This window comes from Microbacterium sp. KUDC0406 (assembly GCF_021582875.1).
Classification (GTDB): domain Bacteria; phylum Actinomycetota; class Actinomycetes; order Actinomycetales; family Microbacteriaceae; genus Microbacterium.
The window spans coordinates 3,448,341-3,474,577 of the sequence record NZ_CP091138.1 but is presented as its reverse complement, the minus strand read 5'-3'; the positions used below and the strand labels follow the sequence as shown (position 1 = coordinate 3,474,577).

23 protein-coding genes and 4 pseudogenes are annotated in these 26,237 nt (G+C 70.2%); 7 read left to right on the top strand and 20 right to left on the bottom strand.

The features are described from left to right. Window positions 1-31: 31 nt before the first annotated feature. The 3 genes and pseudogenes from pntB to L2X99_RS17065 all read right to left on the bottom strand — a co-directional run bounded on the left by pntB (window position 32) and on the right by L2X99_RS17065 (window position 3,746). Complete coding sequence (gene pntB, locus L2X99_RS17075; protein WP_236125707.1) at window positions 32-1,432, bottom strand: Re/Si-specific NAD(P)(+) transhydrogenase subunit beta; 1,401 nt, start codon at window positions 1,430-1,432, stop codon at window positions 32-34. Then, window positions 1,429-2,987: pseudogene (locus L2X99_RS17070) on the bottom strand (Re/Si-specific NAD(P)(+) transhydrogenase subunit alpha). The gene pntB and the pseudogene L2X99_RS17070 overlap by 4 nt, the downstream one beginning before the upstream one ends. Before the next feature lie 198 nt (window positions 2,988-3,185). Further along, on the bottom strand, window positions 3,186-3,746 hold the full coding sequence (locus L2X99_RS17065) for an acyl-CoA thioesterase (protein WP_236125708.1): 561 nt from the start codon (window positions 3,744-3,746) through the stop codon (window positions 3,186-3,188). Window positions 3,747-3,865: 119 nt separating this feature from the next. Between L2X99_RS17065 and L2X99_RS17060 the strand changes: the two genes are divergently transcribed. Then, window positions 3,866-4,372 (top strand): GNAT family N-acetyltransferase, encoded by a 507-nt coding sequence (locus L2X99_RS17060; RefSeq protein WP_236125709.1) that lies wholly within the window; start codon window positions 3,866-3,868, stop codon window positions 4,370-4,372. Window positions 4,373-4,645: 273 nt separating this feature from the next. Here the strand turns inward: L2X99_RS17060 and L2X99_RS17055 are convergent, their stop codons facing one another. The 4 genes and pseudogenes from L2X99_RS17055 to L2X99_RS17040 all read right to left on the bottom strand — a co-directional run bounded on the left by L2X99_RS17055 (window position 4,646) and on the right by L2X99_RS17040 (window position 8,195). Continuing rightward, entirely contained in the window at window positions 4,646-5,323 is a 678-nt protein-coding gene (locus L2X99_RS17055; RefSeq protein ID WP_236125710.1) for a cytochrome b/b6 domain-containing protein, read from the bottom strand. Further along, window positions 5,323-5,697 carry a hypothetical protein gene (locus L2X99_RS17050; protein WP_236125711.1) on the bottom strand — a complete coding sequence of 125 codons (375 nt, stop codon included), beginning with the start codon at window positions 5,695-5,697 and terminating at the stop codon, window positions 5,323-5,325. Before L2X99_RS17050 ends, L2X99_RS17055 begins: the two co-directional genes overlap by 1 nt. Before the next feature lie 754 nt (window positions 5,698-6,451). Then, window positions 6,452-7,420: an electron transfer flavoprotein subunit alpha/FixB family protein gene (locus tag L2X99_RS17045; protein ID WP_236125712.1), complete on the bottom strand. Its 969-nt coding sequence runs from the start codon at window positions 7,418-7,420 to the stop codon at window positions 6,452-6,454. Window positions 7,421-7,422: 2 nt separating this feature from the next. Beyond that, window positions 7,423-8,195: pseudogene (locus L2X99_RS17040) on the bottom strand (electron transfer flavoprotein subunit beta/FixA family protein). A 106-nt stretch (window positions 8,196-8,301) separates the two neighbouring features. Here L2X99_RS17040 and L2X99_RS17035 point away from each other — a divergent pair. From L2X99_RS17035 to L2X99_RS17025, 3 genes are all read left to right on the top strand, one after another. After that, window positions 8,302-8,835 (top strand): MarR family winged helix-turn-helix transcriptional regulator, encoded by a 534-nt coding sequence (locus tag L2X99_RS17035; protein WP_236125713.1) that lies wholly within the window; start codon window positions 8,302-8,304, stop codon window positions 8,833-8,835. Window positions 8,836-8,929: 94 nt separating this feature from the next. Further along, entirely contained in the window at window positions 8,930-9,376 is a 447-nt protein-coding gene (locus L2X99_RS17030) for an SRPBCC family protein (protein WP_236135440.1), read from the top strand. Between the two features lie 26 nt (window positions 9,377-9,402). Further along, complete coding sequence (locus L2X99_RS17025) at window positions 9,403-9,846, top strand: YdeI/OmpD-associated family protein (protein WP_236125715.1); 444 nt, start codon at window positions 9,403-9,405, stop codon at window positions 9,844-9,846. Window positions 9,847-10,127: 281 nt separating this feature from the next. Here the strand turns inward: L2X99_RS17025 and L2X99_RS17020 are convergent, their stop codons facing one another. Together L2X99_RS17020 and L2X99_RS17015 are read right to left on the bottom strand one after the other, a co-directional pair. After that, window positions 10,128-10,595: a putative immunity protein gene (locus L2X99_RS17020; RefSeq protein ID WP_236125716.1), complete on the bottom strand. Its 468-nt coding sequence runs from the start codon at window positions 10,593-10,595 to the stop codon at window positions 10,128-10,130. Then, entirely contained in the window at window positions 10,592-11,368 is a 777-nt protein-coding gene (locus L2X99_RS17015) for an enoyl-CoA hydratase-related protein (protein ID WP_236135439.1), read from the bottom strand. The genes L2X99_RS17020 and L2X99_RS17015 overlap by 4 nt, the downstream gene beginning before the upstream one ends. 97 nt (window positions 11,369-11,465) lie before the next feature. Between L2X99_RS17015 and L2X99_RS17010 the strand changes: the two genes are divergently transcribed. Further along, window positions 11,466-12,743, top strand: coding sequence for a threonine/serine ThrE exporter family protein (locus L2X99_RS17010; protein WP_236125717.1), 1,278 nt, complete (start codon window positions 11,466-11,468; stop codon window positions 12,741-12,743). Window positions 12,744-12,765: 22 nt separating this feature from the next. Here the strand turns inward: L2X99_RS17010 and mmsB are convergent, their stop codons facing one another. The 3 genes from mmsB to L2X99_RS16995 are packed head-to-tail and all read right to left on the bottom strand — an operon-like array spanning window position 12,766 to window position 16,366. Beyond that, the gene (gene mmsB, locus L2X99_RS17005; RefSeq protein WP_236125718.1) at window positions 12,766-13,650 is read right to left on the bottom strand and encodes a 3-hydroxyisobutyrate dehydrogenase; all 885 of its coding nucleotides are present in this window, start codon (window positions 13,648-13,650) and stop codon (window positions 12,766-12,768) included. After that, window positions 13,647-14,858 carry an acyl-CoA dehydrogenase family protein gene (locus L2X99_RS17000; RefSeq protein ID WP_442923532.1) on the bottom strand — a complete coding sequence of 404 codons (1,212 nt, stop codon included), beginning with the start codon at window positions 14,856-14,858 and terminating at the stop codon, window positions 13,647-13,649. Before L2X99_RS17000 ends, mmsB begins: the two co-directional genes overlap by 4 nt. Before the next feature lie 2 nt (window positions 14,859-14,860). After that, window positions 14,861-16,366 carry a CoA-acylating methylmalonate-semialdehyde dehydrogenase gene (locus L2X99_RS16995; protein ID WP_236125720.1) on the bottom strand — a complete coding sequence of 502 codons (1,506 nt, stop codon included), beginning with the start codon at window positions 16,364-16,366 and terminating at the stop codon, window positions 14,861-14,863. A gap of 266 nt (window positions 16,367-16,632) precedes the next feature. On the opposite strand from L2X99_RS16995, the gene L2X99_RS16990 reads away from it, so the two are divergent. Next, window positions 16,633-17,079: a hypothetical protein gene (locus L2X99_RS16990; protein ID WP_236125721.1), complete on the top strand. Its 447-nt coding sequence runs from the start codon at window positions 16,633-16,635 to the stop codon at window positions 17,077-17,079. A gap of 303 nt (window positions 17,080-17,382) precedes the next feature. Here L2X99_RS16990 and L2X99_RS16985 read toward each other — a convergent pair whose 3' ends face one another. Both L2X99_RS16985 and L2X99_RS16980 read right to left on the bottom strand, forming a co-directional pair. Next, window positions 17,383-18,411, bottom strand: a complete 1,029-nt coding sequence (locus tag L2X99_RS16985) for a MerR family transcriptional regulator (RefSeq protein ID WP_236125722.1) — start codon at window positions 18,409-18,411, stop codon at window positions 17,383-17,385. A 101-nt stretch (window positions 18,412-18,512) separates the two neighbouring features. Further along, window positions 18,513-19,690, bottom strand: a pseudogene (locus L2X99_RS16980) (thiolase family protein). A gap of 93 nt (window positions 19,691-19,783) precedes the next feature. On the opposite strand from L2X99_RS16980, the gene L2X99_RS16975 reads away from it, so the two are divergent. After that, window positions 19,784-19,939, top strand: coding sequence for a hypothetical protein (locus L2X99_RS16975; RefSeq protein ID WP_236125723.1), 156 nt, complete (start codon window positions 19,784-19,786; stop codon window positions 19,937-19,939). A 42-nt stretch (window positions 19,940-19,981) separates the two neighbouring features. Here the strand turns inward: L2X99_RS16975 and L2X99_RS16970 are convergent, their stop codons facing one another. From L2X99_RS16970 to L2X99_RS16945, 6 genes and pseudogenes are all read right to left on the bottom strand, one after another. Further along, on the bottom strand, window positions 19,982-20,152 hold the full coding sequence (locus L2X99_RS16970; RefSeq protein WP_236125724.1) for a hypothetical protein: 171 nt from the start codon (window positions 20,150-20,152) through the stop codon (window positions 19,982-19,984). 33 nt (window positions 20,153-20,185) lie between these two features. Then, a pseudogene (locus L2X99_RS16965) lies at window positions 20,186-21,093 on the bottom strand (aldose 1-epimerase family protein). Beyond that, window positions 21,093-22,616 (bottom strand): L-arabinose isomerase, encoded by a 1,524-nt coding sequence (gene araA, locus L2X99_RS16960; RefSeq protein ID WP_236125726.1) that lies wholly within the window; start codon window positions 22,614-22,616, stop codon window positions 21,093-21,095. Before araA ends, L2X99_RS16965 begins: the two are co-directional and overlap by 1 nt. Window positions 22,617-22,700: 84 nt before the next feature. Beyond that, the gene (locus L2X99_RS16955) at window positions 22,701-24,266 is read right to left on the bottom strand and encodes a xylulokinase (protein WP_236125727.1); all 1,566 of its coding nucleotides are present in this window, start codon (window positions 24,264-24,266) and stop codon (window positions 22,701-22,703) included. Further along, the gene (locus L2X99_RS16950; RefSeq protein ID WP_236125728.1) at window positions 24,263-24,970 is read right to left on the bottom strand and encodes an L-ribulose-5-phosphate 4-epimerase; all 708 of its coding nucleotides are present in this window, start codon (window positions 24,968-24,970) and stop codon (window positions 24,263-24,265) included. Before L2X99_RS16950 ends, L2X99_RS16955 begins: the two co-directional genes overlap by 4 nt. A gap of 166 nt (window positions 24,971-25,136) precedes the next feature. Beyond that, window positions 25,137-26,144, bottom strand: a complete 1,008-nt coding sequence (locus tag L2X99_RS16945; protein ID WP_236125729.1) for a LacI family DNA-binding transcriptional regulator — start codon at window positions 26,142-26,144, stop codon at window positions 25,137-25,139. Between the last annotated feature and the right edge of the window lie 93 nt (window positions 26,145-26,237).

The window sequence follows — 26,237 nt, the reverse complement described above, 5'->3', positions numbered from 1 at the left end:
CAAGCTACCGTGCCGGCCATCCTCGCACCGGCTACAGCGCCCGGATGATGTCCTCCACCCGCTCCTTGGCGTCACCGAAGAGCATCTGCGCGTTGTCGCGGAAGAACAGCGGGTTCTGCACGCCCGCGTAGCCGGCGGCCATCGAGCGCTTGAACACGATCACGTTCTCGGCCTCCCACACCCGCAGCACCGGCATGCCGGCGATCGGGCTGCCGGGGTCCTCAGCGGCCGCGGGGTTCACGGTGTCGTTCGCACCGATCACGAGGACGACCGATGTCTTCGCGAGGTCGTCGTTGATCTCGTCCATGCCGAGCACGATGTCGTACGGAACCTTCGCCTCGGCGAGCAGCACGTTCATGTGCCCCGGCAGACGCCCCGCGACCGGGTGGATGCCGAACCGTACGTCGACGCCCCGCTCGCGCAGCTTCGCGACCAGGTCGGCCACCGGGTACTGCGCCTTTGCGACCGCCATGCCGTAGCCGGGCGTGATCACGACGCTCTGCGCGGTGGAGAGCATGCCGGCGGCCGCGTCGGCGGTGATCTCGCGATGCTCGCCGTAGTCCTCGTCACCTGAGCTGGATGCCACGATGCCGAACCCTCCGGCGATCACCGACAGGAACGACCGGTTCATCGCCTTGCACATGATGTACGACAGGTACGCACCGGAGGAGCCGACCAGCGCGCCGGTGACGATGAGCAGGTCGTTGTTCAGCAGGAAGCCCGCCGCGGCCGCCGCCCAGCCGGAGTAGCTGTTCAGCATCGACACGACCACCGGCATGTCGCCGCCCCCGATCGAGGCCACCAGGTGCCAGCCGAGTGCGAACGACAGCGCGGTCACCGCGAACAGCAGCCAGAGCTGCTGGTCTGCGACGAACCAGACGGTCAGCGCCAGGAAGACGGCCAGGGCGCCGATGTTCAGCACGTTCTTGCCCGGCAGCATCAGCGGGCGGGACGACATCTTCGCAGACAGCTTCAGGTAGGCCACGATCGATCCGGTGAAGGTCACGCCGCCGATGAAGATGCCGATGAACACCTCGGCGTTGTGGATGCCGATCAGTTCGGCCGCGATCGGCTCATGCGCGAGGTAGCCGTTCCAGCCGACCAGCACCGCGGCCAGACCGACGAAGCTGTGCAGCAGGGCGATGAGCTCGGGCATCCCGGTCATCTGCACGACGCGGGCGCGCCACAGGCCGATCGCGCCGCCGACGATGACGGCGACGACGAGCAGGATCAGCCCGAGGGTGGATCCGGAGCCTCCCCACGCGTCGGCGATCGTCAGGGCGAGGGTCGCGAGCAGGGCGATCGCCATGCCCGCGATGCCGTAGACCACCCCGGCGCGGGCCGACTCGTGGCGGCTGAGCCCCGCGAGGCTCAGGATGAACAGCAGCGCCGCGACGATGTAGGCCGCGCCGGCGAGGGCGTCGACGGTCATTTGCCGGCTCCCTCTGCTGATTTGCCGAGGGTGAACATGGCGAGCATTCGGCGGGTCACCGCGAAGCCGCCGAAGATGTTGATGCTGGCGAGCAGGATGGCGATCGCGGCGAGCACCTGCACGACGGGGTTGGGAGCAGTGACCTGCAGCATCGCGCCGACGACGATCACGCCCGAGATGGCGTTCGTCACCGACATCAGCGGCGTGTGCAGCGCGTGGTGCACCTTGCCGATCACGTAGAACCCGATCACGACGGCGAGCATGAGCACGGTGAAGTGCTGCGGCAGCGGCGGCGGCGCGAACAGGTTCACGAGGAACAGCGCGACGATGCCGATGCCGATCAGCAGCGCTTTGCGGCCGGTGGTCATCGGCTTCTTCTCGGGGGCCGCAGGCGCGGCATCCTTCTCCGGCGCCGGTTTCGCCGGAGCCGGCGGCGACCTGCACCGCGGGCGGCGGCCAGGTGATCTCGCCGTCGCGCACGACGGTGACCGAGCGCTGCACGACGTCGTCGAAGTCGATCGCGAGCATGCCGTCCTTGCCTGGTGTGAGCAGGGCGACGAGGTTGGCCACGTTCGTGCCGTACAGCTGGGATGCCTGCGCGGCCAGGCGCGAGGCCAGGTCGGTGTAGCCGAGGATGATCACGCCGTTCGCGGTGACGATCCGCTCCCCCGCGACCGAGCCCTCGACGTTGCCGCCCTGGGCGGCCGCCATGTCGACGATCACGCTGCCGGGCTTCATCAGCGCGACATCCGACGCGGTGATCAGGCGAGGCGCCGCCCGGCCCGGGATGAGCGCGGTGGTGACGATGATGTCGACGTCCGCCGCCTGCTCGGTGTAGATCTCGGCGGCGCGGCGGTCGTAGTCGGCGCTTGTCGCCTTGGCGTAGCCGTCGGTGGATGCCGCGACCTCGACGTCGACGGGCAGATAGGTGCCGCCGATCGAGGTGACCTGGTCGGCCACCTCCGGACGCGGGTCGGTCGCGCGCACGATCGCGCCGAGGCTGGATGCCGCACCGATCGCCGCGAGCCCGGCGACACCGGCGCCGGCGACAAGCACCTTGGCCGGGGGCACCTTGCCCGCGGCGGTGACCTGTCCGGTGAAGAAGCGGCCGAACTCGTGGGCGGCCTCGACCACCGCGCGGTAACCCGCGATGTTCGCCATCGAGCTCAGCACGTCCATGGACTGGGCGCGCGAGATCCGTGGCACCGCGTCGAGGGCGACGGCCGTGATGCCGCGCTGGGCGAGCGCCTCGACGAGATCGGCGCAGTGCCGGCGACAGCAGGGCGATCACGGTCGACCCCTCGGCGAGCAGCGCGATCTCCTCGGGTTCGGGGGCGTCGATGCCGAGCACCACCTCGCTCCCCCACGCCGTCTCGCGATCGACGATCGTCGCGCCGGCCTCGGTGTAGGCCCCATCGGGATACGAGGCAGCGGCGCCGGCATCCTTCTCCACGACGATCCGATAGCCGAGCTCCTGCAGGATGCGCACCGTGGCGGGAGTCGCGGCGACGCGCGCCTCACCGCCCGCTTCGTGCACGATTCCGAGCTGTGCCACACGCTGTTGTGTCACCTGGTCTTGAACCACAGTGTTCCTTCCGTCACCCCCGGCTGCGCGCAGCACGCAGCATCGGGGAACCGCCGCCGATGGCGGTGTCGGGGGTGTGCTCAGATTACTGACGGGTGTCATCGCCAGCGCGCATTCCGCCACGGATGACGGAGAAAGAAGAGAGAAACTTACGCGATCTGCAAACGGTCAGTGCCAGATGCTCGGCGCAGGGGCCTTGGTCGGCGGCAGCGCCGACGCGCCGGCCCAGTCATGGATCCACTCGTCGACGCCCGGCACGCCCTCGGGGTGGCCGACCGCGGCGAACAGCTCATCGTGGGGCACGGTGCCGCCGCTGCGGCGCAGCATCCGCGCCCGCACGATCACGCGCGCGTAGACCTCCCCGTCGATCACCGCACGGTGCTCGAGGAAGATGGCCTTGTCGTCGTGGCCGATCAGACGGGACTCGACGTCGAAGCGCTGCCACAGCTCGAGAGACTTGCGGAACGTGACGGTCTCGCTGGAGACGACCGCGTACCAGCCGCGGCGCTTCATCTCATCGAACAGCCCGGTGCGGATCAGCAGGTCCCAGCGACCGAGATCGAACAGCGACAGGTACCGGCCGTTGTTCATGTGCCGCAGGATGTCGAGGTCGGTGGGGAGCGTCGTGAGCCGGATCCTGCCGACCTCCGCCGGCTCGAGGTTCGCACCGCGACGCACCCGGCGCCGGGCCTGCAGGATGACGAGGAGGGTGCGCCAGATCACGTTCACGAAGTTCGACAGTAGCTATCGGCAACGCGACCCGCAAAGCGGTTGTAGAACTCTGACATGCATCATCCGTGTGTCCTGGTCGATTTCACCTCTACGGCGACCGCGCGTAGAGTCGCGGCATGAGCGCCGAAGCCCAGCCCGAGACCATCGTCCGACCGGTCCGCGATGCGGATGCGGAAGCACTCGGCCGTGTGCACGCACAGACCTGGCACGAGACCTACGATCACCTCATCAGCAAGGCCGCACTGGAGAAGGTGTCGCCCAAGCGCCTCGCCGAGCTCTGGGTCAACTGGGCCCGTCAGGGCGAAGACTTCCGCATGAGCGCCGCGCTCGTCGACGGCGAGATCGTCGGCTTCGTCGGATCGGGTCCGGCCCGCGACAAGGATGCCCCGCGCAACCGCGAGCTCTACTTCATCTACCTGCTCGACAAGTGGCACGGCACCGGCCTCGGCCAGCGCCTGTTCGACGCCGCCGTCGACGAAGGCGAAGAGGTCTACCTCTGGGTGGCCGACGACAACCCCCGTGCGCACCGTTTCTACGTGCGCAACGGGTTCGCGCTCGACGGCGCCAGCCACACCGAGCCGTTCCTCGGTGAGACGCTCACCGAGGTGCGTTTCGTGCGCTGATCTCCGGTTTTCACGAACGGGGTCCTTCCTGCGGAGGGGCCCCGTTCGCTGCATCCGCCCCGATCGCACATGTCGCTTCACCGCGTCAATCCCCGCGTCGCTCACGCTTTGATCCGCTGGGAGCATCAAAGCGTGAGTGCACCACCGGCCAACGTGCTCACGCTTTGATCCGCTGGGAGCATCAAAGCGTGAGCGCGCAGTGAGTAGGCGCCCAGATCTGCACCCCGGCTGGCCCGCCCGCGCCGATGCGAGGGCGGGCATCCGTGCGAGGGGTCAGCGCCCGGAGACGGTTCCGAACAGGCGGGCGATCGGGGCGATCACCAGCGGGCGGGCGGCGATCCAGCCACCGGCCATGACCACGACTGCCAGGACGAAGAACCAGAAGCCGGCCCAGGAGGTCGTGCTGTCGCTCGACGCGAACATGTGGTTGAGGTTGGCCTGGAACCCGGTGAGGAACACCAGTGCGACATGCACGACGATGAAGGCCACGAAGTACAGCATGATCGGGAAGTGCAGCTTGCGCGCCCACTCGATCCTGTAGGCCTTCGAGAGCCCCTCGGCCTTCTTCGGCCAGAACCCCGACATCCGGAATCCGGTGATCGCAGCCAGCGGTGCCGCGATGAACACCGTGGTGAAGTAGGCCAGCACCTGCAGACTGTTGTAGTTCATCCAGCCGTTCTCGGACGGCCAGTCGAACGAGACGTACTGCAGCAGCGCCGACAGCGCGTTGGGGAACACCTCCCAGCTGGTCGGCACGATCCGCATCCAGTGCCCGCTGACGAACAGCAGCACGACGAAGACGACACCGTTCAGCATCCACAGCACGTCGAGCGCCTGATGGAACCAGATCGTCAGACTGGTCTTTCCCTTCGGATCGTTGCGCGGAGTCCAGAAGGCTTCTGGCCGCTTCTCCGTACGCACCCGCAGACCGGAGCGGATGATCAGCAGCATCAGGAACATGTTGAAGAAGTGCTGCCAGCCGACCCATCCGGGGATGCCGGGGGCGGCCTCGGTGTGGTACTCCCCGGGAACGCCGCGAGGAAGTCCTGCATGAACGGCAGGCTGAGGAACGCGCGCACCAGGAAGATGCCGGCGATCGCCACCAGCCCGAGGCCGGCGGCGCCGAACAGACCGGCGATGACCTGGGTCCAGGTCGGGCGCCGGGATGCCTCGGCGGCCGGCTCGGGCGCGCGCCGCGGAGCGACGCCCGCCCACACCGTGCGCGTGAACGGCAGCGGCGTGGAGACGTCGACAGCGGATGCAGCGGGCGCGAAGGCCACGAGGGGCGCATCGTCGACGATCGGAGCCTCGACGGCCGGCGCCACCGCAGACGGTGCCGTCGCGGCGGAAGCTGCCGCTGCGGGAGCTGCGCCCGCTCCCTGGTCGTTGAGCGAAGCGCCCCCGGGCGCGCAGACGAAAAGTCCTGAGCCGATGCACCCGCCGCAGCCCCGGCAACGACGGACGGCGTCTCGTCTCGCTCCTCCGTCGCTCGCGGGGCGACCGCAGGCGTTGCGACCGTGCCTTCCGGCGGCCACGGATCGCCGCCCGCGACGCGCGGCAGCCCGCGGCGCAGAGTCGCGCCCGCCCGCTGGTCGTTGAGCGGAGCGCCCGCCGGGGGTGCGGACGAGACGTCGGGAACCGATGCGGCGGCTGCCGCCGTGGCTGCAGCCCCGGCAATGACGGACAGCGTCTCGTCTCGCTCCTCCGTCGCTCGCGGGGCGACCGGAGGCGTCGCGACCGCAGCCACCACAGCCGGGGGCCAGGGGTCGCCGCCCGCGACGCGCGGCAGCCCGCGGCGCAGAGTTGCGCCCGCGCCCTGGTCGTTGAGCTGAGTGCCCTCCGGACGCGCAGACGAGACGTCGTGAGCCGATGCATCCGCTGTCACGGTGGAGACGACCTCAGCGGCTGAGGGCGTTTCGTCTCGCTCCTCCGTCGCTCGCGGGGCGACCGAGGAGGCGAGGGAGACGGCCGCGACCTCGACGGTCGGGGCAGGAGGCCAGGGCTCGCCGCCCGTGACCCGCGGGAGCCCGCGGCGCAGCATCCGCCCTTCGACAGGCTCAGGGACCGTGGCCATCGCGACTACTTCTTCCGCGCTTCGAGCGCCTCGATCAACTGCGGGACGACGGTGAAGACGTCGCCCACGACGCCGAAGTCGGCGATGTCGAAGATCGGCGCCTCGCCGTCCTTGTTGATGGCGACGATGGTCTTGGCGGTCTGCATGCCGGCGCGGTGCTGGATCGCGCCCGAGATGCCGAGGGCCACGTAGAGCTGCGGTGAGACCGAGACACCGGTCTGACCGACCTGGTGCGCATAGGGGATGTAGCCCGCGTCCACGGCGGCACGGGAGGCGCCGATCGCTGCACCCAGCGCATCGGCGAGCTGCTCGACGAGCGCGAACTGCTCCTTCGATCCCAGTCCGCGTCCACCCGAGACGACCTTCGCCGCCCCGCGCAGATCGGGGCGGGACGAGGTCTGCTCGACGGCGTCGACGGCACCGGCGGAAGCCGCCGCAGCGCCGGACGGCGTGACCTCGAGCGCCTCCGCCGTCGCCGAGGCGGCATCGGCACGGGCATCCACCGCGCCGAGCCGCACCGTGATGACCGGTGCGCCGAACGTCGGAGCGGACTGGGTGAGGAACGATCCGCCGAACACGGAGTGGTGCGCGACGACGCCCTCATCGTCTCGGGAGACGCCGACGGCGTCGACCGAGAGCGCGAGCCTCTCGCGCACCGCGAGGCGGCCGGCGACGTCGCGCCCGGCGATCGAGTTCGAGATCAGCACGGCATCGGGCTGCACCTGTGCATAGGCGGCCTGCAGCGCGTCGACGACCGGGACGGTCAGCGCGGCGGCGTCGCCCTCGGCGGTGAGCACCGCCTGCGCGCCCATCGTCGCCGCAGCCTCAGCCGCCGCAGGCGTGCCTCCGACGACGAGCACGACCGGCGCGCCGATCTGCGCGGCGGCGCCGACGAGGCCGGCGGTGCTACCGGCGAGATCGCCGGACGGTTCGACGTCGGCGAGCACCAGGATCGGGTTCGCGGGGTAAGCCATGATCACACCAGCCTGTTCTGCACGAGGAACTCCGCCAGCTGCGTGCCGGCATCGCCCTCATCGACGATCTTCACGCCCGCTGCCCGCGGGGCTTCTCAGCCACCGTGGTCATGATCGCGCGGGGCGCCGCGGCCGGATCGGCGGAGACGCCGAGGTCGGCGAGCGACAGCACCTCGAGAGGCTTCTTCTTCGCGGCCATGATCCCCTTGAAGTTGGGGAACCGGGCATCCGGCAGCGCCTCGGTGATCGAGATCACGGCAGGAAGCGACGCGGTGACCTGCTGGTTGCCGGCATCCGCTGCGCGCGTGCCGCTGACCTGGTCGGCGCCGATCTCGACGGCGCTGAGCGCGGTCGCCTGCGCGAACCCGAGGTGCTCGGCGAGCATCGCGGGGATGACTCCGCCGGACCCGTCTGTGGACAGATTCCCGGTGATCACCAGGTCGGGCTCGCCGCGCCGGACGGCGGCGGCGAGCGCCTCGGCGGTCAGCGTCAGGTCGGCGCCTCGGAGCTCCTCGTCGACGACGTGCACGGCGGATGCCGCACCGATCGCCAGCGCGCGGCGCACGGAGGCCGTCGAGGACTCGGGTGACATCGACAGGGCGACCACCTCCGTGCCGGCGTTCTTGTCGGCGTACGCGAGGGCGACCTCGAGCGCACGCTCGGTGATCTCGTCGAGCACCATGTCTCCGCCCCGGTCGGCGAGCCCGGTCTCCAGATCGAGCTTGCGGTCACCGTAGGTGTCGGGGACTTCCTTCACCAGAACGTAGATCTTCATCGAACCTCCTCACGCCTGACACGATCCTACCGGGCGACGGAATGAAATCGAATTCCATCTGCCGTGAAATCGAGTTCCAATCGTGAGCACCCAGTACCGTAGATGCATGGCGAACCGCCCCCTGCCGATCGACCCCCTCGCCGAGGCGAGGCGGCAATGGCTCGCGCACGGCTGGACGGAGGCCGCCGACGGCATGGCCGTCGTCACCTCAGTCATGCGCGCGCAGCAGCTGCTGCTGGCCCGGGTGGATGCCGCGCTCAAGCCCTTCCGGCTCACGTTCGCCCGGTACGAGGTGCTGCGCCTGCTGGCCTTCACCCGCACCGGATCGATGCCTCTGTCGAGCATCGTCGCGCGCCTTCAGGTGCACCCGACGAGCCTGTCCAGCACCGCCGAGCGGCTGGTGCGCGACGGGCTGGCGCTGCGCGAGCCGCATCCGCACGACGGCAGGGCCGCCCTGCTCTCGCTGACGGAGGCCGGTCGCGAACTGGTCGCCCGAGCGACCGACGCCCTGAACAGCGAGGTGTTCTCGCACCCCGGCCTGACATCGCAGGACGCCTCCGACCTCGTCTCGATCGTGGCCCGGCTGCGCAAGAACGCCGGCGACTTCGCCGATCCGCGGCCGGTGCCCGACCCGCTCTGATGGCGCCTCCTGCCTTGCGAGAAACGCGTCGCGGTGCGAGAAATGTGGCACGCAGGTGTTTCTCACGCCCTCTGGCGTTTCTCTCGGAGGCGTGATGGCCTCGTTCGTACTGGAACGGGTCGTGCCCGCGGCGCCGGCCGAGGTCTTCGACCTCTCCCTTGACGTCGGGCTGCACGTCAGTTCGCAGAGCGCCCACGACGAGCGCGTCGCGGACGGACCCGCGTCGGGGATGCTCGCCGAGGGCGACCGGATCACCTGGAGTGCACGGCACTTCGGCGTGCGCTTCCGGATGACCTCGCTCGTCTACGACGTGAACCGACCGCACCGGTTCCGCGACCGGCAGGTGCGGGGCCCGTTCGCCGAGTTCCAGCACACGCACGAGTTCACGGCAATCGACGGCGGCACCCTCATGCGCGACGAGATCGTGTTCCGCTCCCCGTTCTGGATCGTCGGTCGCGTCGTCGATGCCCTGGTGATGCGCCGGCACCTCATCCGCGTGATCACGGAGCGCAACGACGGCATCAGCAGGCACTTCACCTAACCCGCGCGCGCACCTAGGCTGGCGGCATGTCCGAGTTGAGACTGCACACCACGCTCCAGCCGATGGGGCCCGCCGGCGCGATCGTGCTCGACGACGATCAGGTCGCCGCGCTGAGCAGCGCGAAGGCGTTCCCCGTCGCGGTGACCATCGCCGACCGCACCGCGCGGCTGCGCCTCTCCCGGATGGGCGGCCGGAACCTCATCGGGTTCAGCAAGGCCGTCCGCGCGGACATGGGCGTCGAACTCGGCGACGAGTTCGACGTCGTCATCGCGCCGGACACCGCGGAGCGCACGGTCGAGATCCCTCAGGAGCTCGCCGACGCCCTGGCATCCGACCCCGCCATCCGCGCCGAGTTCGAGAACCTGTCGTTCTCGCGCCGCAAGGAGATGGCGCGCTCGATCGCCGAGGCGAAGCAGGAGGCCACCCGCGAGCGCCGACTGCAGAAGGCGCTCGACGAACTGCGCGGCTGACTCGACCGCTCCCGCGCCGACCACCCGCTTCTGCATGATCCCCCCGGCGTGCGGCGTGCGGTTCGTGCTGCACCGGGTGGCTCACGCACCGACCGGATGCCTCGCGCGCAGACGGGTGGCCCACGCCCGACCGGGCGCGACGAGGGCCGCGAGGCCGGGAGGCCGCGAACCACCCGATTCTGCATCAACCCCCGCCGTGCAGCGTGCGGCTCATGCTGCACCGGGTGGCTCACGCACCGACCGGGTGGCTCACGCACCGACCGGATGCCTCGCGCGCGGGCTCAGTCGCCGTCGTAGACGTAGTGGTCGAAGCGCGGCGGGATCTGCGCGCGCTGCCAGGCCAGCTCCTCGTCACGCCGCTCACGGTCACCGGGGAACGCCTTCGCGGTGTGCCGCGGCACCTGCCGGGCGTGCGCGGCCATGTGCGCCACGCCCGCCGCCTGCCCGCACACGCGTGCAGCGGCCACGGCCGCAGCATCCGTCGCCTCGCGCGCCGCGGCATGGCACGCGAACGCCCAGCCGCGCACGTCGTCGATGTCCATCTCGCCGCGCAGGAACGCATGCGCGGCGTCCAGCGCGGCGCGCGGGCGCGCGTCCTCCGGATGCTCCGCGAGGAACAGCGGCAGCATCCGCTCGGCGCACGCCAGCGTCCACGCCACGAGTTCCCGGCGGTCCGCCTCGGACAGCGTCAGATCGGCGTCGTCCGGGGTACTGCGGGCTTCGGGCTCCACCTCGTCGATGCCGCTCATCGGTGCACGAAGTCCGGGTCGCGCTTCTCGCGGAAGGCGGCCATGCCCTCCTTCTGATCCGCGGTGTCGAACAGCGCGGCGAACTGCTGCCGCTCGACCTCGAGTCCCTCGGCGAGCGGCGTCTCCATCGCGGCGTCCAGCGTCGCCTTCGCGGCGTACACCGACGGCAGCGACTTCGAGGCGATCGTGTCGGCCAGAGTCGTCGCCTCGTCGAGCAGGTCGGATGCCGGCACGACGCGCGAGACCAGGCCGATGCGCTCGGCCTCCTCGGCCTTCACCAGGCGGCCGGACAGCACGAGCTCGGCGGCCTTGTAGTAGCCCACCGCACGGATCAGACGCTGCGTTCCGCCCATCCCGGGGATCACGCCGAGGTTGATCTCGGGCTGGCCGAACACCGCGCTGTCGGCGGCGAGGATGATGTCGCACATCATCGCCAGCTCGCAGCCGCCGCCCAGGGCGTAGCCCGCGACCGGCGGCGATGACGGGGTGCGCACGGCGGCGAAGTCGCGCCACGCGCCGAAGTGATCGGTGCCGAGCATGTCGGCGGAGGTCATGCCCGCCATCTCCTTGATGTCGGCGCCGGCTGCGAACGCCTTCTCGGATCCGGTGACGACGATCGCCCCGACCCCGGCATCCGCGTCGAAGGCGAGTGCCGCCGCGGCGACCTCCTCGGCCACTCTGCTGTTCAGGGCGTTCAACGCCTGCGGCCTGTTGAGGGTGATCCAGCCCACCCGTCCTCGCTGGTCCACGAGGATCGTCTCGTACTCGGTCATGGATGCTCCCTCCACCGCATCATCGCGGTGCTACCAGTATCCCAGGTGCTCGGGATGGCATCGCGCGCGAGTCCGCGGTGAGGCCACAATGGGACCGATGCGAACACCGCGCAGTGCCCCCGACACCTCGGCGCGGATCCGTGCGATCCTCGATCTCGCGATCCGCCTCGCCATGGTGATGTGGCGCTCCGGTGCGGGTGCGCAGGAGACCACCGAGGCGATGCTCGCGATCACGCGGGCGTACGGACTGCGCCACATCGACGCGGATGTCAGCCCGGGCACAGTCGCCCTCACCTGGACCAATGCCAGCACGGACGAATCGATCTCGCGCCGGCACAACCTGCCGTCACGGCGGCTGGACTACACCCGGCTGACCGCCGCGGCCGCACTGCACGGCAGGATCGTCGCTCGGAGGATCGAACTCGAGGATGCCGCACGACAGCTCGCACGCATCCGCGTCGCGAAGCCGCTCACCCCCGCAGTCGTGAGACGGCTGGGGTGGGCCGTCGTCGGCGGCGGCGCGGCCGTGCTGCTCGGCGGCGGAGCACTCGTCGCCGTGGTCGCCTTCCTCGCCGCACTGCTGCTCGATGTGGTCATCGATGCCTTGGAGAGGCGCGGCGTCCCGCTGATGTTCCGCACGTTCTTGGGCGGGGTGATCGGCCCGGTCGCCGCCGTGGTCGTGCGGATCATCGATCCGAGCGCCTCGGCGACCCTGGTCGTGGTCTCGACGGTGATCGTGCTGCTCGCCGGCGTGACCGTGCTCGGCGGAGTACAGGACATCCTCACCGGCGACTATCTCACCGGCCTCGCACGCCTGATGGAGGCGATCGTCGCGACCACCGGCATCGCCGCCGGCGTGATGGCGTCGTCGCTGCTGCTCGAACTGCTCGGCGCTCCGGTGTCGATCAGCGTCACCGAGGCACGACCGGAACAGACGCCTGTCGTCGCGCTGATCGCCGCCGTCGTGATGGCGCTCGGCTTCTCCCTGGGCACGGCCACACCCTGGCGCGCGTTCTGGGCCGTCGCGCTGACGGCCGCGATCGGCGAGGCCGTCACCGTGCTCGCCGCGCGGGCGGGCTTCTACGCGATGTGGTCAGCCGCTTTCGCCGCGATCGCCGTCGGAGCGACGGCCTCGGTCCTGACCCGCCCCACGCGCACCCCTGCTCTTCCCCTGCTGGTCGCCGCCCTCGTCCCGATGCTGCCCGGCCTCCTGCTGTTCAACGGGCTGATGCAGCTCGCCTCAGCGTCGGTGCCGGGCCTGTTCGACACCATCGGCGCCGCGGCGGTCGCCGCTGCGCTGGCATCCGGCTCGATCTGCGGCAACTATCTGGTGCGCATGGTCCGTCGCCGCGCCGTCTGGCTCAGCAAGCTGTGACGGCGGCCCCGCGGCATTCGGATCAGGACGCGTCGCGGATGTCGGTGATGATGCCCGAGAAGTCGCGGTGACCGCCCTCGCCCGCGGCGAACTCGGCGTAGATGCGCTGCGCCAGCCGCCCCAGCTGCGCGTCCGTCGTGGTCTGCTCGATCGCCTGCAGCGCGAGGCCGAGGTCCTTCGCCATCAGCGCGCCGGCGAAGCCGGGCTGGTAGTCGCGGTTGGCGGGGCTTGTCAGCACCGGTCCGGGCACGGGGCAGTTGGTCGTGATCGACCAGCACTGACCGGATGCCTGGGACACCACGTCGAACAGCGCCTGATGCTCGAGTCCCAGCCGCTCCCCCAGCACGAACGCTTCGGCGACCGCGATCTGCGACACCGCGAGGATCATGTTGTTGCAGACCTTCGCGGCCTGGCCGAGACCCGGTCCGCCGCAGTGCACGATGCGCTTGCCCATCACCTCGAGCAGCGGCAGTGCGGCGGCGAAGTCCTCGTCGGAGCCGCCGACCATGAAGGCGAGCGTGCCGTTCTCGGCGCCGACGACACCGCCCGAGACCGGGGCGTCGATGTTGCGATGCCCCGCCTCGACCGCCAGTTCGTGCGCGGTGCGCGCCTCGTCGACGGCGATGGTGGACGATTCGATGAACAGGGTGCCGGGGTCGGCGGCGGCCAGCAGGCCGTCCTGGTAGGCGGCGATCACGTGCTTGCCTGCGGGGAACATGGTGATGACCACCTCGGCGCCGGCGACTGCGTCGATGCCGAACGAGGCGATCGGCACGCCCGCCGCCGACGCCGCCTCGACCGCGGCCGGGACGGGGTCGTAGCCGCGCACGTCGTGACCGGCCTTCACCAGGTTCACCGCCATGGGCAGCCCCATGTGCCCGAGCCCGAGGAACGCGATGCGGGTCATGACCCGCTCCGCATCTGGTTGCCGCCGCTGCGCTGGAGCGACGCGGATCCGGCGGGGCGCAGCATCTCGCGTCCGACGATGAGTCTCATGATCTCGTTCGTCCCTTCCAGGATCTGATGCACCCGCAGATCACGGACGACCTTCTCGATCCCGTAGTCCTGAAGGTACCCGTACCCGCCGTGCAGCTGAAGGGCCCTGTTGGCGACGTCGAATCCAGCATCCGTCGCGAAGCGCTTCGCCATCGCGCAGCGCATCGTGGCATCCGGAGCCTTCTCGTCGACGGCCTGTGCGCCGTCGCGCACCATCAGCCGCGCCGCCTGCAGATCGGTTCGCATGTCGGCGATCGCGAACAGGATGGACTGCTTCTCGGCGAGCGGCTCGCCGAACGCCTCGCGCTCATGCACGTACTGCACGGCCTTCTCCAGCGCCCACTGCGCACCGCCGAGCGAGCAAGCGGCGATGTTCAGCCGTCCGCCGTTCAGCGCCGACATCGCGATCGCGAATCCCCGGCCCTCGTCGCCGAGCATGGCGGATGCCGGCACCCGCACGCCGTCCAGGATCACCTGCCTGGTGGGCTGAGCGTGCCAGCCCATCTTCTTCTCCGGCGCCCCGAATGAGAGGCCCTCCGCGGTCGCGGGCACGATGAACGCGCTGATGTCATGAGCACTGGGTCCCTGAGCCTGTCGAAGGGCGCCGGTACGCGCCATCACCACGTAGACGCCGGCCTCGCCGGCGCCGGAGATGAACTGCTTGACGCCGGTGAGCAGGAAGTCGTCGCCGTCGCGGACCGCGCTGGTGGCGATCGCCGCGGCATCCGATCCCGCTCCGGGCTCGGTGAGGCAGTACGAGCCGAACACCTGCATCGCGGCCAGCTGCGGCACCCATTCGGCGCGCTGCGCCTCGGTGCCGTAGGTGTCGATCATCCAGGCCACCATGTTGTGGATCGAGATGTATGAGGCGATGGTCGGGTCGCCCTTGGCGAGCTCCTCGAAGATCGCGACGGTATCGACGCGGGACAGCTCCGTGCCGCCGAAATCCTCGCGCACGTAGATGCCGCCCAGGCCCAGCTCGCCCGCCCGGTGCAGCGAGTCGCGCGGGAAGAGGTGCTTCTCATCGCGCTCGATCGCGAACGGGGCCAGCTCGGTCTCGGCGAAGTCGCGGACGGCGCCGAGGATGGCGTCGCGCTCCTCGGCCGTCGTGGTCACCATGGTCATCGGTGGTCTCCCGTCGGGATCACGAAGCTGGCGCCGTCCTTGATGCCGGACGGCCAGCGGCTGGTCACGGTCTTGGTCTTCGTGTAGAAGCGGAACCCGTCGGCGCCGTGCTGGTTCAGGTCGCCGAAGCCGGACGCCTTCCAGCCGCCGAAGGTGAAGTACGCGATCGGCACCGGGATCGGGATGTTCACGCCGACCATGCCCACGTTCACGCGGGCGGCGAAGTCACGAGCGGCGTCGCCGTCGCGCGTGAAGATGCCGACGCCGTTCCCGTAGGGGTTGTCGGATGCCAGGGCCAGCGCCTCCTCGTAGTCGGCGGCGCGGACCACACAGAGCACCGGGCCGAAGATCTCCTGCTGGTAGATCGACATGTCGGTGGTGACGCGGTCGAAGAGGGTGGGGCCGAGGTAGAAGCCGGACTCGTGACCGGGTACCACGAGGCCGCGGCCGTCGGCGGCCAACGTGGCGCCCGCATCCACACCCTGCTGGATCAGCCCCTCGACGCGTGCCTTCGCGGCGGACGAGACCAGCGGACCGTAGTCGACGCCGGGCTCGAGGCCGGGGCCCACCTTCAGACCGGCGAGGCGGTCGGTGAGTTTGGCGACCAGTGCGTCAGCGGTCTCCTCTCCGACCGGGACCGCGACCGAGATCGCCATGCAGCGCTCTCCGGCCGAACCGTAGCCGGCGCCGATGAGGGCGTCGGCGGCCTGGTCGAGGTCGGCGTCGGGCATGACGACGAGATGGTTCTTCGCACCTCCGAAGCACTGTGCGCGCTTGCCGTTGGCCGCAGCCGTGGCGTAGATGTACTCGGCGATCGGGGTGGACCCCACGAAGCCGACGGCCTCGATGCGCGGGTCGGTGAGGATGGTGTCGACCGCCTCCTTGTCGCCGTGCACGACGTTGAAGATGCCGGCCGGCAGGCCCGCCTCCAGCAACAGCTCGGCCAGGCGCACCGGCACGGAGGGGTCGCGCTCGGACGGCTTCAGCACGAAGGCGTTGCCGCTCGCGATCGCGGGGCCGGCCTTCCAGAGCGGGATCATCGCGGGGAAGTTGAACGGCGTGATGCCCGCGACCACCCCGAGCGGCTGGCGCATCGAGTAGACGTCGATGCCCGTGCCGGCAGAGGTGGAGTACTCGCCCTTGAGCATGTGCGGCGCGCCGATGCAGAACTCGATCACCTCGAGGCCGCGGATGACGTCGCCCTTCGCATCCTCGAAGGTCTTGCCGTGCTCACGGGAGAGCAGCCTGGCCAGCTCGTCCATGTTCTGGTTCACCAGATCCACGAACCGCATCAGCACGCGGGCGCGCTTCTGCGGGTTGGTCGCGGCCCAGGCGGGCTGCGCCGCGGCGGCGTTCGCGATGACCTGCTGCACCTCGGCGGCAGAGGCCAGCGGCACCCGGGCCTGCACCTCGCCGGTGCTGGGGTCGAATACCTCGGCGAACCGGCCCTCTTGGGGCTCGAAGTGCGATCCGCCTACGAAATGCGGGATTGTACGAGTCATTGTGCGACGCTCCTCCATGCCCTCTTTGGCACAGTGTCCATCATAGTCGGGACGCCGAGCAGATAGTAGGGCTTCCTGAGCATTACCTCACCCCTACCCCTTTGAATCGCGCAACTTGCGGCACCGGGCTCCGAGAACCGCAAGTTGCGCGATTCGAAGCGGCGAGTAGTCACTCGTCCTCCACAACCCGATCCAGCGGAGAGGTTCTGCACAGGCTCGGGATTCGCGAGGCGGCAGGGTGTCGTGATGCGACCAGGGTTGTCCGCATGACGAACTCCGAAGAATCCGTGCGGGACCGCGTGCTGCACACCGACGACCAGCTCTCCGACCTCATCTCCCTGTTGCTGCAGCGCGCGAACCAGAGACAGCTGTGGCTGCTCTTCATCGACGATCGCGGATGCCTTGGCGATCCGGTCATGCCGATGGCCGACTATCCCGAGGATCCGCTCGAGACCGTGAGGGTCGCGGATCTCGGCGAGGTCGCCCACTCCCATCTGCTCATGCATCGCATCGGCGCGATGCTCGAGGTGACCGGCAACACCCAGGTCGTGCTGGTCTGGGAGCATCCTGGCCGGGAGTCTGTGCGGAAGATCGATCGTGCCTGGGCGCGGGCGATGGCCGAACAGGCCGCCGACCTCGGCATCCCGCTGCGCGCGCAGTTCACCCTCTACGGTCGCGGCGTGCGCCAGCTGCATCCGGACGACTACCTCTGAGCGATGGGACGATCGTAAGAGCTTCCCGGGCTGCTCGAGGAAGCTGAGAACCTCTACCTGCTTCAGAGGCGGCATCGTATCGCGCGGGCGAGGACGTGGGAAGTTGCGCGATTCGAAACGGAACTCGCGGAATCCGTTCACCCGCGCGTAACCCGCGGCGCGTAGAACGGAGGAACGCGAACGACTCAGACCGGAAGGGCGTCGGTTTCGCGTCGCGGTGAGCTCGGCTCCCGCCGCGGTCTGTTCCGACCGCGAAGACCCCCGCCGAATCGGGTCGGCGGGGGTCTCCTCTGCTCGCGCCGGTCAGCCCTCGACGTCGATCAGCACGATCGCATGATTGTCGGGCTCACCGGCATCACGCACCGCGTCTCGCACCGCGGCGACCGCCGCCTCCGCGTCATCCGCCGCCAGCAGCGCGGTGAGCTGCTCGGCGGGGAACAGCGCGTGCACGCCGTCGGTGGTCAGCGCCAGCCGGTCGCCGCGCTGCACCGTGACTCCGATCACATCGGGATCGCTCAGCACACCGGCGCCGAGCGCGCGGTTCAGCACTGCACGGCGGGGGTGCACCCGCGCCTCCTCCTCGGAGAGCCGACCGTCCTCCAGCAGAGCGGTCACCTCGGTGTGATCGGTCGTGAGCTGACGCAGCACTCCATCACGCATCAGCCACGCTCGCGAATCGCCCAGGTGGGCGATGGTGGCGATGTCTCCCTTCAGCGCGACGGCCGTGAACGTGCTTCCACGGCCGTCATCCGGAAGGTCGGCGACGCACTCGGCCGCGAGCGAGTCCCAGCGCTCGGCACCGATCGGACCGGGCTCGGCCGCCAGCCGCCGTACGAAGTCATCGGCGACGGACGGCGTCCCGTGGAAGCCGTCCGCGACGGCCCACAGCTCCTCCCCGAGGTGTACGGCATCGAGCTGCTCGTCCCGCGCTCCCCGCCCGAGGGCGTGGGCGACGCTGGTACGAGGGGTTCGTGAGGTGGTCATCGTGCTCTCCTTCGATCGAAGGTCGGCGACGAGCGAGGAGACCTGGGTCCGCCGGGAGCGCACGTCCGCCTCGGTCTGTCGCCAGAACGAGGTGAGCTCCGCGGCGATCGCCGCGGGTGGCAGGGTCAGCGCCGCGCGGATGCGCTCGAGCGGCATGCCCACCCGGCGCAGCGCAGCGATCAGTCGCGCCTGCTCCATCTGCTCGCCGCCGTAGAACCGGTACCCGGTGCGGTCATCGACCTCGGCGGGCGGCAGCAGGTCCAGGTCGTCGTAGATCCGCAGGGCCTTGGGCGTGAGGCCCACGGCACGGGCGAAATCGCCGATCGACATGAGCTCCATGCGGTCCATCTTCCTCTCGTCGCATCGGCGGAGATCGCCGACCGGACCAGAGTGGTATCTGCCCCGGGGCAAGGTCAAAGCCGTACCGGAATCGGCATCGTTCCTGTCGATCAGAGACGTTCAAGGACAAGGGCATTCGCCATGCCGCCGCCCTCGCACATCGTCTGGAGTCCATACCGGCCGCCGGTCGCCTCGAGGTGGTCGACGAGAGTGCCCAGCAGACGAGTGCCGGACGATCCGAGCGCGTGTCCGAGCGCGATCGCCCCTCCGCGCGGGTTGAGGCGCGCCGGATCGGCGTCGAGTTCGGCGGCCCAGGCGAGCGGCACCGACGCGAACGCCTCGTTCACCTCGTAGGCATCGAGGTCGGAGATGCTCAGACCCGCCTTCTCGAGCACCCGGCGTGTGGCGGGGATGGGGCCGGTGAGCATCATCAGCGGATCGTCGCCGATCACGTCGAAGGCGCCGAAGCGCGCCCGAGGACGCAGCCCCAGAGCATCCGCCCTCTCGGCGCTCATCAGCAGCGCAGCGGATGCCCCGTCGGTGAGCGGCGAGGAGTTGCCGGCGGTGATCCGCCAGTCGAGCTCGGGGAACCGTACGGCCAGTTCCTCGGTGCGGAAGGAAGCCGGCAGGCCGGCCAGCCTCTCGACGGTCGTGCCCTCGCGCACGGTCTCATCGGTCGTGGCATGCGGCGCCTCGGCCACCGGGACGGTCGTCCCGGTGAAGAAGCCGTCGTGCCAGGCGGCCGCTGCGCGGGCGTGCGATTCGGCGGCGAAGGCGTCGAGGTCGTCGCGGCTGAGGTCCCAGCGCTGCGCGATGAGCTCCGCGCTGACGCCCTGGTTCACCAGCCCCGCGGGTAGCGGGAACGCAGCCGCGGCGACATCGGCGATCCGCCGGCCGCGGACGAGCCGAGCGGAACGCGGCTCATCGACTCGACGCCGCCGACGAGCACTGCGTCGTAGGCACCGGAGGCGATTCCCTGCGCGGCGAAGTGCACGGCCTGCTGGCTCGATCCGCACTGACGGTCGATCGTCGTGGCGGGGATGGTCTCGTCGAACCCCGCTGCGAGCACGGCCTGACGGGCGATGTTCATGGCCTGGTCGCCGACCTGGCTGACGCAGCCCAGCAGCACGTCGTCGAGTTGTCCGGATTCGAGACCGTTGCGCTCCAGGACGGCGGTGAGCACCCCCGCCGCCAGGTCGACCGGATGCACGCCCGACAGCGCTCCGCCCGGCTTGCCACGCCCCACCGGGGTGCGGACGACATCGACGAGGACGGCTTCGCTGCTCATGACTCCATTCTCACCCGGGGCGCGACGCGCCGGCGCGGGTATCACCCGGCCGCCTCGCGCCTCCTTGTGTTCATAACGTCAGAGGGGGACATCATGTGCGTTCCAGTGCAGTGGGTGGAGAAGGACCGCAGCCGGCATCTCACGGTCTCGGCGATGCCGTACAGCCCGGCCGGCGATCCGACCGACGACGGCCATGCCGGTCTGGCGGGGAGCCCCGGTGGTGGCGAGATCGCAGTGAGCTCGCGTTGAGATCAGGAGATCACGCCGATCTCGACGACGCTTCGGCTCATCTCACTCCGACGCGAGCCGGAGCGCCTTCTCGGTGAAGTGGCCGACCTCGCCCGACTCGTCCTCGACGCCGAAGACGAACCTGCCGATCGGTGTGGGCCGGACATCGATGATGACGCCGCGTCCCCGTGGGGTGACCACGTGGGCGCCCGGAGTGTAGATGCTCTCGCTCACACGACGATCATGCCCGGTTCCGGGGGCGTCCGGTCACAGGGCGTGGATCCGCCACGACACGGCGTGCTCGGCACCGGGCTGCAGCACCACCAGGTCGGTGCCCGAGTTGAACGCATCCGGCGGGCAGGTCATCGGCTCGACGGCCAGTCCCTGCCGGTGCGTCCCGGGCACCGCTGGGGTGTCGGCAGTGTGCACCTGCACCCAGGGACATCTGTCGTCCCAGGTGATCGCGACGCCGCCGTCACCCGCGTGCAGTTCGACCGACGTGTGCCCGTCCGTTCCCTCGAGAGCGGTGAAGGCGTGGTCGATGAACGTCTCGCCGATGTGCCGGGCCACGCGGAAGTCCCACTGCGGGTGTGCGTCGACAGGCTCCACCGCGATCGGGCTGAGCCGGTCGTCGGTCACGGTGAGCACCTCGGAAGCGGGAAGCAGCAGGCTCCAGTCGTCGACGGAGCCCGGCCCTGCGACGAGGTAGGGGTGCGGACCGGTGCCCCAGGGCGCGGCATCCGTTCCCACGTTCCTGCCGGTTACCCGCTGCGTGAGGCCGTGCTCGTCCACGCGATACTCGACCTCTACCTCGACGGTGAAGGGGTAGCCTGCCTGCGGCACGATCGTCGTCGCGAGCACCACCCGATCCAGGTCGACGACGCGCTCGGCGAAGTCCGACCAGGCCACCAGGCCGTGCAGCGCCTGCCCGCGCTCCGGCTCTGTGAGCGGCAGCTGGTGATGCATGCCGGCGAAGGAGTAGGTGCCGTCCACGATGCGGTTCGGCCACGGCGCAAGGGTAGCGCCGCGGTAGGCAGGGCGCACCTCGTCGGCGGCGAACGGCACGACGAGGTCGCGCCCTCGTACCTCAGCGTGCGCAGCGAGGCGCCCACGCTCGCGATCTCGGCGACGTAGCCGGATGCCGCGATGCGGCACTGGCGCCCGGATGCCGGCATCACAGCCCCTGCGCGAGCCGGTAGTAGGCCTGGTTCCAGCGCACCTGCTCCTGGAACCCGGGCAGCGTGGTGTCCTCGTCGATGACGAGCAGCTCGAGCTCGGCCATCTCGGCGAAGTCGCGGAACACCTCGATGCCGACCGCGTTCGACATCACGGTGTGATGCGCGGCGCCCGCGGTCAGCCACGCGGCCGCACTGGTGCGGAAGTCGGGTGCGGGCTTCCAGACCGCGCGACCGACCGGCAGCTTCGGCAGGGCGGCCCGCGGCTCGACGTTCTCGACCATGTTCGCGGTGAGCCGGAAACGGTCGCGCATGTCGCTCATCGCGACGACCACGGCAGGGCCGGGATCGGCGGTGAAGACCAGGCGCACCGGATCCTCCTTGCCGCCGATGCCGAGCGGATGCACCTCGAGGGTGGGCTTCGCCGAGGTGAGCGACGGCGAGACCTCGAGCATGTGCGCGCCCAGGATCAGTTCATCGCCGGGAGTGAGGTCGTAGGTGTAGTCCTCCATCAGGCTCGCCCCGCCGGGGAGGCCCGCGCCCATGACGTTGGCGACGCGCACGAGGATGGCGGTCTTCCAGTCGCCCTCGGCGCCGAAGCCGTACCCCTCGGCCATCAGGCGCTGCACGGCGAGACCGGGCAGCTGCCGCAGCGCACCGAGGTCCTCGAACGAGGTGGTGAAAGCGCCGAAGCCACCCTCCTCGAGGAACGACCGCAGGCCGAGTTCGACGGCCGCGCCGTAGCGCAGCGACTCGTGGCGGTCGCCGCTGCGGCGCAGTTCGGGAACCACGTCGTAGAGCTCCTCGTACTCGTGGACGAGGGCGTCGATCTCGGCTGAGGATGCCGCGTGCACGGCATCCGCCAGCTCGTTCACCCCCCAGGTGTTGACCTGCACGCCGAGCCGCAGCTCGGCCTCGGTCTTGTCGCCCTCGGTGACCGCGACGAAGCGCATGTTGTCGCCGAAGCGCGCGAGCTTGAGGTCGCGTGAGGCTGCCAGGCCCGCCGCAGCGCGCTGCCAGCTCGCGAGGTCCGCGCGCACCCGCGGGTCGCTGTGGTGGCCGACGATCGTCTTGCGCGGCACGCCGAGGCGGGTCTGGATGTACCCGAACTCGCGGTCGCCGTGCGCGGCCTGGTTGAGGTTCATGAAGTCGAAGTCGATGTCCGTCCACGGCAGCTCCACGTTCGCCTGCGTGTGCAGGTGCGCGAGCGGCTTGCGCAGGGCGTCGAGCCCTGCGATCCACATCTTCGCCGGGCTGAAGGTGTGCATCCACGCGACCAGGCCGATGACACGGTCGTCGGCGTTGGCCTCGAGGGCGATCCGCTTGATGGCTGCGGAGTCGGTGAGCACCGGCTTCCAGACGATGCGCACCGGCACGTCGGACGCCTCATCGAGTGCCCCGGCGATCGCCTGGGACTGCTCGGCGACCTGCGCGAGCGTCTCGGGCCCGTAGAGATGCTGGCTGCCGGTGAGGAACCAGACCTCGTAGTCGTCGAGCGAGGTGGTGAGCGGGGTGCGGGTCATCGTGAAGGTCCTTTCATTCGCGAGACTGCACCACCGCGCCGAGACTATGGCGTTTCAGCCCCGTCTCGGAGCGGTGATGCAGTTTCACGGGAGGGCGTTGACGGCGGCGGCCTCGATGGCGAGGCCGGCGCGGTAGCGGTCGAGGTAGGCGGAGTAGCCGGCGACGTCGGCGGGGTCGGGTTTGACGACGCGGATGCCGGCGCCGGAGAAAACCAGGTCGTCGAGATAATCGGCCAGGGGCCGGCCGGAGCCGAGGTGGGCGGCGAGCACGGCGATGCCCCAGGCCCCGCCCTCTGCGGCGGTGTCGCCGACGGCGACCGGGGCGTTCAGCGCCCCGGCGAGGAAGCGCTGGGCGACACCCGCCGTGCGGAACATTCCACCGTGGGCATACATCCGGTCGAGGGCGACCCCCTCGTCGGCGAGCACGCGCATGCCGAGGGCGAGGGTGCCGAACACCCCGTACAGCTGGGCGCGCATGGCGTTGGCGAGGGTGAAGCGGCTGTCGGGCGTGCGTACGAAAAGCGGACGCCCCTCGTCGAGCCCCGCGATCGGCTCTCCGGCGAGGTGGTTGTAGGCGATCAGACCGCCGGCATCCGCCTCTCCGTCCAGCGCCTCGCCGAACAGCGTCTCGAAGACGGCGTCGCTCGAGAGCGGAGAGCCGGATGCCGCGGCGAACCGACCGAACATGCCAGCCCAGGCCGCCAGCTCGCTGGCGCCGTTGTTGCAGTGCACCATCGCGACGGCGTCGCCGGCGGGGGTGGTGACGAGGTCGAGCTCGTGGTGGACGGCCGCCAGCGGACGCTCCAGCACGACCATCGCGAAGATGCTCGTGCCGGCGGACACGTTGCCGGTGCGGGGAGCCACGGCGTTCGTGGCGACCATGCCGGTTCCGGCATCCCCTTCCGGCGGGCAGAGCGGGATGCCGGGCTGCAGGGCGCCGCTCGGGTCGAGCAGTGCGGCTCCCTCCGGCGTCAGCGCTCCGGCATCCTGGCCGGCGACGAGCACCTCCGGCAGCAGCGCGCGCAGGCCGCCGCCGGAGTGCGCGTCGAAGCGCTCGAGCAGCGTCGGGTCGTAGTCGCGGGCGCCGGAGTCGATCGGAAACATGCCGGAGGCGTCGCCGACACCCAGGACGCGTCGCCCGGTGAGCCGCCAGTGCACGTAGCCGGCGAGCGTGGTGAGGAAGCGCACCGAGCCGGCGTGCGGTTCGGCGTCGAGCTGCGCCTGCCGCAGGTGCGCGACCGACCAGCGCAGCGGGATGTTCACGCCCAGCAGCTCGGTGAGCTCTGCGGCGGCCGGGCCGGTGTTGGTGTTGCGCCAGGTGCGGAACGGGACGAGCAACTCGTCGGACTCGTCGAAGGCGAGGTAGCCGTGCATCATCGCCGAGACGCCCATCGCGCCGAAGGAGGTGGGACGAACGCCATACCGGTCGTAGGTGTCCGAGACCAGACCGGAGTACGCCTCCTGCAGGCCGCCCCAGACGGCGTCGAGGGAGTAGGTCCACAGCCGGTCCTCGAACCGGTTCTCCCAGTCGTGGAATCCGGTGGCGAGCACCTCATGACTGTCCGCGTCGATCAGGCAGGCCTTGATGCGGGTCGAGCCGAGCTCGATGCCGAGGGCGGTGCGGCCGGAGCGGATCGCGTCGGCGCTCATCGGCGGGCGTCCGCGTTCTGACCGTAGACGTTCTGGTACCGGTCGTAGAGTCTGTCGATGCTCTCCTGCGGGATGGGGATGAGCGGACCGGCCTCGCGGGCGTGATGCACGGTGCGGGCGACGTCCTCGACCATGACGGCCGCCTTGACGGCATCCTTCGCGTTCACGCCGATCGTGAACGGGCCGTGGTTCTGCATCAGCACGGCGCGGCTGCGATGGCCGCTCAGCGTGTCGACGATGCCGCGGCCGATCGAGTCGTCGCCGATGATCGCGAACGGACCGATCGGGATCGGGCCGCCGAACTCGTCGGCCATCGCGGTGATCACGCAGGGGATCTCCTCGCCCCGCGCCGCCCAGGCGACCGCGTAGGTGGAGTGGGTGTGCACGACACCGCCGACCTCGGGCATGTGTCGGTACACGTAAGCGTGGGCCGCGGTGTCGCTGGACGGCGAGCGCTCGCTGCCGGGCGTGCCGGGCATGACGTTGCCGTCGAGGTCGCAGAGGATCATGTTCTCGGGTGCGAGGTCGTCGTAGCTGACGCCAGAGGGCTTGATCACGAAGAGGTCGGAGCCCGGCACGCGGCCCGAGACGTTCCCGCCGGTCCAGACCACCAGGCCGTAGCGCACGAGCTCGCCGTGCAGGCGGGCCACGTCGGCGCGGACGTCGGCGATCGCCTGCTCGATCTCTGCGGAGTAAGTCGTCATCGTTGGTTGGCCCTCCTGGGTGACTGTGACCGGTCACAGCCGATTGTGACATGCCGTCCGCCACGTGTCAATCGCAGACCCCCTCCGCTCCGGTCGCACCGGTTGCGGGTGCGCCCAGGGCTGGACCCACAACGAGTGAGACCGGAGCCAGGGAAAGGCTGCGCGGTCAGCGAGGCGAGGCGACGGATGCGCGGGTGATCAGCACGGGCGCGACCGGTGCGACCGGCGCGGATGCGATCGCCTCGCCCTCCCCGACCAGCGCCGCGACGGCGCGGCGGGCGAGCTCGTCGAAGTCCTGCCGCACGGTCGTGAGCGGAGGCCAGAAGTACTCGGCATCCGGGGTGTCGTCGAAGCCGACGACGCTGACGTCAGCCGGCACGTCGACACCCGACTCGCGCAGCCCGGTGATCAGCCCGAGGGCCATCTGGTCGTTGCCCGCGAACACCGCTGTCGCGCCCGAGGCGCGTACCTCGGCAGCCGCCTCGTACCCGGATCGTGCGGTCCAGTCGCCGCACACCGTCATCCGGAAGCCCAGCCCTCGCGCCGCGAGCTCCGCCTCGTACCCGGATGCCCGGGCCTCGGCCTCGAGCCAGTCCGCCGGGCCCGCGAGGTGCGCGATGCGCCGATGCCCGGCATCCGCCAGTGCGGCGACCGCGAGCCGCGCGCCGGCGACCTGATCGACCGAGTGCGCGGAGCAGTCCGCGGTGTGCAGCGCGACGGTCGGGATACCGGTGTCGAGGTCCTTCAGCACGTCGAGCGTGCGCGCGTGCGGCGCGAACACCACGAGACCGTCGACGGCCTGCGCGCGCAGGTGCTCGATCGCCGCACGCACCGAGTCGGCGTCGCCGGAGTCGGCGTAGGCCGTGGACACCCAGTACCCGGCTTCGCGGGCCGACGCCTCGATCGCGGCGATGCTGCGCGAGGGTCCGTACTGCAGCGCGTCCGAGGCGAGCACCCCGATCGTGCGGGTCCGGCGCGTGCCCAGAGCACGGGCCGCGTTGTTCATCCGGTAGCCCAGCTCGTCCATCGCCGCGACGACGCGGTCGCGTGTCTCGGGCGCGACGTCCGGGTGCTCGTTGAGCACGCGCGAGACGGTCTGCCGGGACACCCCGGCGAGAGCTGCGACGTCGCGCACGCCGACGGCGCGCGGCCTGGCCTCGGCGTTCTCACTCACGACTGCGAGTGTACGGGGCGCGGGATCGGTCGAAGGCACGACGAGATCCCGACGAGACCCCGACTTCGGCACGAGTCCCCTGTGCAGCACGCG

Bases quoted from the DNA above. Each gene is read 5' to 3' on its own strand.
- pntB (WP_236125707.1), bottom strand. From the start codon at position 1,432: ATGACCGTCGACGCCCTCGCCGGCGCGGCCTACATCGTCGCGGCGCTG.
- L2X99_RS17060 (WP_236125709.1), top strand. From the start codon at position 3,866: ATGAGCGCCGAAGCCCAGCCCGAGACCATCGTCCGACCGGTCCGCGAT.
- L2X99_RS17055 (WP_236125710.1), bottom strand. From the start codon at position 5,323: ATGCTGCTGATCATCCGCTCCGGTCTGCGGGTGCGTACGGAGAAGCGG.
- L2X99_RS17045 (WP_236125712.1), bottom strand. From the start codon at position 7,420: ATGGCTTACCCCGCGAACCCGATCCTGGTGCTCGCCGACGTCGAACCG.
- L2X99_RS17035 (WP_236125713.1), top strand. From the start codon at position 8,302: ATGGCGAACCGCCCCCTGCCGATCGACCCCCTCGCCGAGGCGAGGCGG.
- L2X99_RS17030 (WP_236135440.1), top strand. From the start codon at position 8,930: ATGGCCTCGTTCGTACTGGAACGGGTCGTGCCCGCGGCGCCGGCCGAG.
- L2X99_RS17025 (WP_236125715.1), top strand. From the start codon at position 9,403: ATGTCCGAGTTGAGACTGCACACCACGCTCCAGCCGATGGGGCCCGCC.
- L2X99_RS17020 (WP_236125716.1), bottom strand. From the start codon at position 10,595: ATGAGCGGCATCGACGAGGTGGAGCCCGAAGCCCGCAGTACCCCGGAC.
- L2X99_RS17015 (WP_236135439.1), bottom strand. From the start codon at position 11,368: ATGACCGAGTACGAGACGATCCTCGTGGACCAGCGAGGACGGGTGGGC.
- L2X99_RS17010 (WP_236125717.1), top strand. From the start codon at position 11,466: ATGCGAACACCGCGCAGTGCCCCCGACACCTCGGCGCGGATCCGTGCG.
- mmsB (WP_236125718.1), bottom strand. From the start codon at position 13,650: ATGACCCGCATCGCGTTCCTCGGGCTCGGGCACATGGGGCTGCCCATG.
- L2X99_RS17000 (WP_442923532.1), bottom strand. From the start codon at position 14,858: ATGGTGACCACGACGGCCGAGGAGCGCGACGCCATCCTCGGCGCCGTC.
- L2X99_RS16995 (WP_236125720.1), bottom strand. From the start codon at position 16,366: ATGACTCGTACAATCCCGCATTTCGTAGGCGGATCGCACTTCGAGCCC.
- L2X99_RS16990 (WP_236125721.1), top strand. From the start codon at position 16,633: ATGACGAACTCCGAAGAATCCGTGCGGGACCGCGTGCTGCACACCGAC.
- L2X99_RS16985 (WP_236125722.1), bottom strand. From the start codon at position 18,411: ATGGACCGCATGGAGCTCATGTCGATCGGCGATTTCGCCCGTGCCGTG.
- L2X99_RS16975 (WP_236125723.1), top strand. From the start codon at position 19,784: ATGTGCGTTCCAGTGCAGTGGGTGGAGAAGGACCGCAGCCGGCATCTC.
- araA (WP_236125726.1), bottom strand. From the start codon at position 22,616: ATGACCCGCACCCCGCTCACCACCTCGCTCGACGACTACGAGGTCTGG.
- L2X99_RS16955 (WP_236125727.1), bottom strand. From the start codon at position 24,266: ATGAGCGCCGACGCGATCCGCTCCGGCCGCACCGCCCTCGGCATCGAG.
- L2X99_RS16950 (WP_236125728.1), bottom strand. From the start codon at position 24,970: ATGACGACTTACTCCGCAGAGATCGAGCAGGCGATCGCCGACGTCCGC.